This is a genomic window from Blautia glucerasea (assembly GCF_013304385.1).
Lineage (GTDB): Bacteria > Bacillota > Clostridia > Lachnospirales > Lachnospiraceae > Blautia_A > Blautia_A ammoniilytica.
Map to the genome: position 1 here is coordinate 26,830 of NZ_JAAITU010000044.1, position 6,673 is coordinate 33,502.

At 40.0% G+C, this 6,673-nt stretch carries 7 protein-coding genes; all 7 read left to right on the forward strand.

Features of this window, described 5'->3' with window-relative positions:
• Window positions 1–72 precede the first annotated feature (72 nt).
• The gene (gene aroD, locus G5B11_RS14975) at window positions 73–852 is read left to right on the forward strand and encodes a type I 3-dehydroquinate dehydratase (RefSeq protein ID WP_158421112.1); all 780 of its coding nucleotides are present in this window, start codon (window positions 73–75) and stop codon (window positions 850–852) included.
• Between the two features lie 208 nt (window positions 853–1,060).
• Window positions 1,061–1,900 carry a sigma-E processing peptidase SpoIIGA gene (locus G5B11_RS14980; RefSeq protein ID WP_158421113.1) on the forward strand — a complete coding sequence of 280 codons (840 nt, stop codon included), beginning with the start codon at window positions 1,061–1,063 and terminating at the stop codon, window positions 1,898–1,900.
• A 16-nt stretch (window positions 1,901–1,916) separates the two neighbouring features.
• Window positions 1,917–2,645, forward strand: coding sequence for an RNA polymerase sporulation sigma factor SigE (gene sigE, locus G5B11_RS14985; RefSeq protein ID WP_173728911.1), 729 nt, complete (start codon window positions 1,917–1,919; stop codon window positions 2,643–2,645).
• 142 nt (window positions 2,646–2,787) lie between these two features.
• Window positions 2,788–3,219 carry a hypothetical protein gene (locus G5B11_RS14990; protein WP_158421115.1) on the forward strand — a complete coding sequence of 144 codons (432 nt, stop codon included), beginning with the start codon at window positions 2,788–2,790 and terminating at the stop codon, window positions 3,217–3,219.
• Window positions 3,220–3,420: 201 nt separating this feature from the next.
• Window positions 3,421–4,728, forward strand: coding sequence for a phenylacetate--CoA ligase family protein (locus G5B11_RS14995; protein ID WP_158421116.1), 1,308 nt, complete (start codon window positions 3,421–3,423; stop codon window positions 4,726–4,728).
• Between the two features lie 103 nt (window positions 4,729–4,831).
• Window positions 4,832–5,263, forward strand: coding sequence for an ACT domain-containing protein (locus tag G5B11_RS15000; protein ID WP_158421117.1), 432 nt, complete (start codon window positions 4,832–4,834; stop codon window positions 5,261–5,263).
• A 41-nt stretch (window positions 5,264–5,304) separates the two neighbouring features.
• Window positions 5,305–5,610 (forward strand): hypothetical protein, encoded by a 306-nt coding sequence (locus tag G5B11_RS15005; protein ID WP_158421118.1) that lies wholly within the window; start codon window positions 5,305–5,307, stop codon window positions 5,608–5,610.
• Window positions 5,611–6,673 lie beyond the last annotated feature (1,063 nt).

A 6,673-nucleotide genomic window follows, 5' to 3' on the forward strand; every position in this document is an offset into this window, starting at 1 on the left:
ACCTCCATTTACAGATCAGTGTGATCATCGTGTTGCTTTTATTTTATTTCAGTGAAAAGGAGATGTCAAGAAATGACAAAACCCATTCAGGTAAAAAACATTATACTGGGAGAGGGAATGCCCAAGATATGTGTTCCTCTCACAGAAAGTAAATCAGAGGAAATATATACACAAGCTGTGAATGCAAAGACGGCAGGAGCAGAGCTGGTGGAGTGGAGAGCAGATTTTTACTGCAATCTTTGTAATGAGGATGATTTAAGGGACACATTGGAAGAATTGATCAGGATTTTGGATGGTATTCCGTTGATATTTACTATTCGTACAAAAAAAGAAGGCGGAAACGCAGAATTATCCACAGAGGAGTATGTAAGGATCAATCTGGTCGCAGCCAGAACAAAAAAAGCTGATTTTGTGGATGTAGAAGTATTTGGAGAAGAGGAGGAGAAGAAGTCCCTGATCTTACAGCTCCAAAAAGAAGACTGCAGGGTAATTGCATCCAGTCATGATTTTGAAAAAACGGAAGAAAAAGAAGCGTTGGTTCAAAGATTTAAAAGAATGGATGAAACCGGTGCCGACATCTTAAAAATTGCTGTGATGCCAAAGAACTTTGAGGATGTTGCTGCAATTATGCAGGCAACAAAGGAAATGTGCACATGTACCAGCAAACCATTGATTTCCATGTCTATGGGAAGTATAGGCTCCATTAGCAGGATCGCAGGAGAAAATTTTGGTTCCTGCCTTACTTTTGCTACAGTAGGAGCTGCATCAGCGCCAGGGCAGTTCCCTATCCAGGAGCTTCGTGTAATGATGGAGACGCTTCATCAGGAAAACAGGCGGCAAGAAACCAAGTGATCAGAACTGACAGGAAAAATGAAGAATAAAGTAGAAGGATAAAGTAGAAGGATAAAGTAGAAGGATAAAAAGTCGAAACATATCGAAATGTCACGAGAAATTCTAAAGATCCTGGTGGTTGTTTTGACAAAATCCGCACCCCCTATCACCTTATAATGAATTCGCTCACCAAAGTGAAGGATTGACAGGTCATAGGGGGTTTTTATGTATGAAGATATACATAGATGTAGTCTTTGTAACAAATCTCTTAATGGACTATATTCTTCTGCAGGCAGTCGGCGCATATCTGTCCTGCTGCAAAAGCCAGAAGAGAACCTTTGCCGGGGCAATGATTGGTGCCCTGTTTTCCTGCCTGATTCTTTATGTACATATGGATGGGATTCTGACTGTAAGTATTTTGCTTCACGGTGGATGTGCCTGTTGCATGACCTTTTTGGCGTATGGATTAAAGCAGAAAGGAATTCTGGCAAAAGCAATTTTGTCGCTGTATCTTGCTGCGTTTCTTGCAGGAGGATTGTGGGATATGCTTATGCGGGGAAGAAAGAAAGGATTTTTGATTTTTCTTCTTTTTTCGGCGGTCACTTATTTTTGCTTTATGTTCCTGGCTTATATTTCACAGGTTGTGGATGTGAAAAAGAGGAATCTTTATCCGGTTGCCCTGTCTTATCAGGGAAAAGTACAGTCATCTTATGGATTATATGACACAGGGAATCTGCTGACAGATCCAATCAGTGGAAAACCGGTTTCTGTTGTAACACCGGAATTTCTGGCAGGTTTACTGCCTGGATCGCTGGCAGAAAAAGTAACACATTTAAAAGAGAACCCAGGGGAGATTGAAAGTACGGAACTTGCAGGGCTGCATCCTCATTTTCTGATCTGCAGGAGTGTAGGAGGAGAAAGGATGCTTCTGGCAGTGACACTGGAAGATCTGATCATTCACACTCCCAAAGAAGTGGTTCATATTGAAAGCCCGGTGTTGGTATTACCAGAGGAACCCTCTGCTTTGGGAAAAGAGTGCCAGGTGCTTTTGAATGCTAAATTGTTGTAACAGGAGGGGAATATCTATGAACAGAGCAGCAGATGTAAGTTATTATCCGTTTCAGCTTTTTTCCAGGTTCGTATTCACAAGACCCAGGGAAATTTATTATATTGGAGGCAATGATATATTGCCACCACCCCTTACGCCGGAGCAGGAAAATGATGTGTTGGAGTGTTTGGGAACAGAACGGGAAAAAGAAGCCAAGGCTCTTCTTATTGAGCATAATCTTAGGCTGGTTGTTTATATTGCAAAGAAGTTTGATAATACAGGGGTAGGGGTAGAGGATCTGATCTCTATAGGAACCATAGGGTTGATCAAGGCAATTAATACCTTTAATCCTGTGAAAAAGATCAAGCTTGCAACATATGCATCCAGGTGTATAGAAAATGAAATTCTGATGTATCTTCGCAGGAATAGTAAAATCAGAATGGAGGTTTCCATTGATGAGCCTTTGAACGTAGACTGGGACGGAAATGAGCTGTTGCTGTCAGATATTCTGGGAACAGATGAAGATGTGATATCCAGACGTCTGGAGGATGAGGTGGAGATTACATTACTGGGGAAAGCTATTGCAAAACTTTCACCAAGGGAGCAGACGATTATCAAATTACGTTTTGGAATTGGAAAGACGGATGGACGGGAGAAAACACAGAAAGAAGTGGCAGATCTTTTGGGTATTTCCCAGTCCTATATTTCCAGGCTGGAAAAACGTATTATGAAAAGGCTGAGAAAAGAAATCGTCAAGTACGAATAAAGAGGTAAGATTCAGAAGCATGGTTTTGGGAAAAGACTTATTCCGGGGATCATGCTTTTGATGTGTGAAAGAACTATGATATGTGAAATGCATAAAGTCTCTGAATATGGGGATAATATCACAAAAGAGAGGAGAAAGAACAATGAATGAAAACGCAGAATTACTGAATTATGTATACCAGAATTCGCAGATGGGCGTAGAATCCATAGACAGGATTCTGGATCTAACAGAAGATGAATCATTTCGGGAGGTATTAAAGGAGCAACAGAAAGATTATATGAGATTTCATGAAAAGGCAAGAGAAAAGCTTCATGAGAATGGATTTGATGAAAAAGGGTTAAATTCCTTTGAAAAAATGAGAACGTATTTGATGATCAACATGCAGACCTTAACAGATCAGTCGGTTTCTCATATTGCAAAAATGATGATACAGGGAAGCAGTATGGGCATTACTGAAGCTTTGCAGAAACTGCATCAGTATGAGAATGATGCAGATAAGGAAATTCGGAAATTAATGGAGGACCTGAAGGATTTTGAAGAAAAAAATATAGAACGACTGAAGAAATATCTTTAAAAATTTAATTAAAACGAAAAAATCCTAGGATAAAAAGTCTGGAATGTTTCCGGACTTTTTTGTTTACGTTGAAACTGTGATGTGATATAGTATTACTATGAATTTGATGATGTTAAAAGATAAAATAAAAGAAAGTTAAATGAAAAAGAAAGCTAAATACAGAAATTATCAGAAAAACAAAAGAAAGGAACATGTCAGATAATGGAAAGATATTATCAACCGGAGATTGAGTGCGCTTCCCTGGATCAGATTCGGGAATTACAAAGCAAACGGCTTGTGAAGCAGGTACAGAATGTGTGGGAGCACGTTCCTATGTATAGAAAGAAAATGGAAGAACAGGGAGTAGAGCCAGGAGATATCCAATCAGTAGATGATCTTCATAAGCTTCCTTTTGTTACAAAGGACGATCTAAGGGAAGTTTATCCTTATGGTTTGCTGGCCAGACCACTATCAGACTGTGTCAGGATCCAGTCAACCAGCGGAACCACCGGCAGACGGGTAGTTGCTTTTTATACACAGCATGATATTGATCTTTGGGAAGACTGTTGTGCAAGGGCTATTGTTGCAGTTGGCGGTACAAAGGAAGATGTTTGCCATGTAAGTTATGGCTATGGACTGTTTACAGGCGGTGCTGGTCTTAATGGAGGTTCACATAAAGTAGGCTGCCTTACATTACCTATGTCTTCCGGGAACACAGACCGGCAGATTCAGTTTATGACAGACCTGGGATCCACGATTCTGTGTTGTACCCCTTCTTATGCTGCTTATTTGGCAGAGTGTATTTGCGAGCGGGGCGTACGGGACCAGATCAAGCTGAAGGCGGGTATTTTTGGAGCAGAAGCCTGGACTGAGGAGATGCGCAGGGATATTGAGGACAAGCTTGGAATCAAAGCCTACGATATATATGGACTAACTGAGATTTCAGGACCTGGAGTAGCATTTGAATGTTCAGCACAGTCCGGGATGCATGTAAATGAGGATCATTTTATTCCTGAGATCATCAATCCCAAAACAGGAGAGGTTCTTCCTGACGGAGAGAAAGGGGAACTTGTCTTTACTTGTATTTCAAAAGAAGCCTTCCCTTTGATGAGATACCGTACAAGGGATATTGGTATCCTTAGCAGAGAAAAGTGTTCCTGTGGAAGAACTCATGTTAAAATGACAAAACCATTAGGCAGAAGTGATGATATGCTGATCGTAAAGGGCGTGAATGTATTCCCGTCCCAGATAGAGACTGTACTTATGAACAAAGGATACCCAGCAAACTATCAGATCATTGTTGATAGGGTAAATCATAGCGATACAATTGAAATACAGGTAGAGATGACTGCGGAAATGTTCTCTGACAGTCTGAGTGCTGTAGCTGCAAAGGAAAAAGAACTGGTAGATGCGTTAAAGGCTATGCTGGGTATTTATGCGAAAGTGAAGCTGGTAAATCCTAAAACCATTACTAGAAGTGAAGGAAAAGCAGTGCGTGTGATTGATAAACGTAATCTGTATCAGCAGTAAGCTGTGGGATTTTTTGAGCAGTTATTCGGTTATGGGCAAGCAGTGAAGCGGACCTGGAATATCCGCTTGACTCTTATTAAAAAGTGAAAGGAGCAGAAGATTTATGACAGTAAAGCAGATTTCCGTTTTTCTTGAAAATAAGCCGGGGAAGCTGGCTGAGTTTACAGATGTTTTATCTGATAATAAGATTGATATGCGTGCGTTGTCTCTGGCAGAGGCAGCAGATTTCGGAATTGCCCGTGTTATTGTAGATGATGTATACAATGCATCTACGATTTTAAAAGATGCAGGATATGTATTTTCTATGACCAAGGTAGTTGCAGCTGTGATTCCAGATGAACCAGGCGGACTTTCCCATGTGATTAAGACTTTAGGCGATTCTGGAGTGAATATTGAATACATGTATGCATTTACCACCCCGAAAAAGGGAACTGCCTGCATGATCCTTCGTGTAGAAGATGTTGCAAAAGCAATTGAAGTACTGCAAAAAGAAGGTATCCGTCAGGTTGAGCAGGAAGAATTGACGGAGTTATAAAAAGCAAGGTGATCGAAAATGCGTGTGAGGGAGGAGTAAGTATGACAACATTGGATATATTGGATCGACTGCAGAAAGATGCACTACGTGACAGAGAACTGAGAAAACATCTTCTTGCCACACGCAGTGAGAAGGATCCATTGACTGTATTTTGCTGCTTATGTAGAAGCTTTGGCTATGAGCTCTATGAGATGGATCTTATTTCTGCAGGAGAAGATTTTTATGCAGAGATGCGCCGCAGTACAAATGGCGGTGGGGAGAATTCTCCCAAGCTTGAAGGTGAAGATGATTTTTATGAATTGCTGATGGCAAGTCTTCAGGAAGCTGAAAAGGCAGCAGAGAAGTAATCATAGAAGTTATCAGATAAATTAAATTGTTGGATAAAAAGAAAAACGGATTGGCAAACAAGATTATAAATAAGATAATCAGCAGTAGGGAAAATACCTGAAAGAGATGAAAAGATCTTTTAAATGTATCCAGCACTTCAAACGCCCTGAGTTTTTCAAAGAATAAGAAATTTACGGAGCTTGAAGTGGATTTGTCCGTTTTATTCTCAACATTTTGGGGAAAAGAGTAAAAAACATTTGAAAAAATAATTTGAAGTGTTATCTGAAGAATATCAGCTGGGAGTTAATCCCCCAGCTGATATAGCCTTCGGCAGGACTGCAGGGGTGCGCAGGAGAAGTATGTCATGCAATTGCATGACGCGCACCTCGCAGCAAGAATGCCGAGGCATTCTTGAATTTGAATTTAACCGAATCAAGTGAGTTCCCTGGGTTGGTTGCGAAAAGCAATAAGAAATGGGTGGGGACTTGCTTGTATCAGGAGGAGTGTAAGCTCCTTCTGATAAACTGCGAAACAGTTATTCGGTTATGAACAAGTAGCGAAGCGGACCTGGAATATCCGATTGACTTAAAAAATTTATTTTTTTAAAAAAAGTGCTTGACGAATGCTTTTGGGTGTGGTAAAGTAAACAAGCTGTCGCAAGGAAATGTTTCTGAACAACTGAAAAATTAACAAGTTTTCAGAAAATACAAAATTAATGTTGACAAATGACTGAACTTATGATAAAGTAACCAAGTCGTTGAAACGGAATGACAGATATCATTATCTTAAACAGTTTTGAAACCACTTAAAAAGTTTTAAAATAACTTAAAAAGTTCTTGACAAACGAAAACAGATGTGATAAATTAGATAGGCTGTCGCAAGACAGATAACAATGAACATTGATAACTAAACAGTGAAACACATACGATTCTCGAAAATTCTTTAACACTACGATCACTTGACGAAGCAAAGCTGAGTTTAGTGAGAGTACGGTTCGGTTTTTTAAAACCGAACTTCATTGTTTGAGTGAATGAACTTTAAAACAGTAATGACGAGAGATAACTAAGCTAGTTGGTTGTCTTG

Coding starts and splice junctions, on each gene's coding strand:
- G5B11_RS14990 (WP_158421115.1), top strand. CDS start 2,788: ATGAATGAAAACGCAGAATTACTGAATTATGTATACCAGAATTCGCAG.
- G5B11_RS14980 (WP_158421113.1), top strand. CDS start 1,061: ATGAAGATATACATAGATGTAGTCTTTGTAACAAATCTCTTAATGGAC.
- G5B11_RS15005 (WP_158421118.1), top strand. CDS start 5,305: ATGACAACATTGGATATATTGGATCGACTGCAGAAAGATGCACTACGT.
- G5B11_RS14995 (WP_158421116.1), top strand. CDS start 3,421: ATGGAAAGATATTATCAACCGGAGATTGAGTGCGCTTCCCTGGATCAG.
- aroD (WP_158421112.1), top strand. CDS start 73: ATGACAAAACCCATTCAGGTAAAAAACATTATACTGGGAGAGGGAATG.
- G5B11_RS15000 (WP_158421117.1), top strand. CDS start 4,832: ATGACAGTAAAGCAGATTTCCGTTTTTCTTGAAAATAAGCCGGGGAAG.
- sigE (WP_173728911.1), top strand. CDS start 1,917: ATGAACAGAGCAGCAGATGTAAGTTATTATCCGTTTCAGCTTTTTTCC.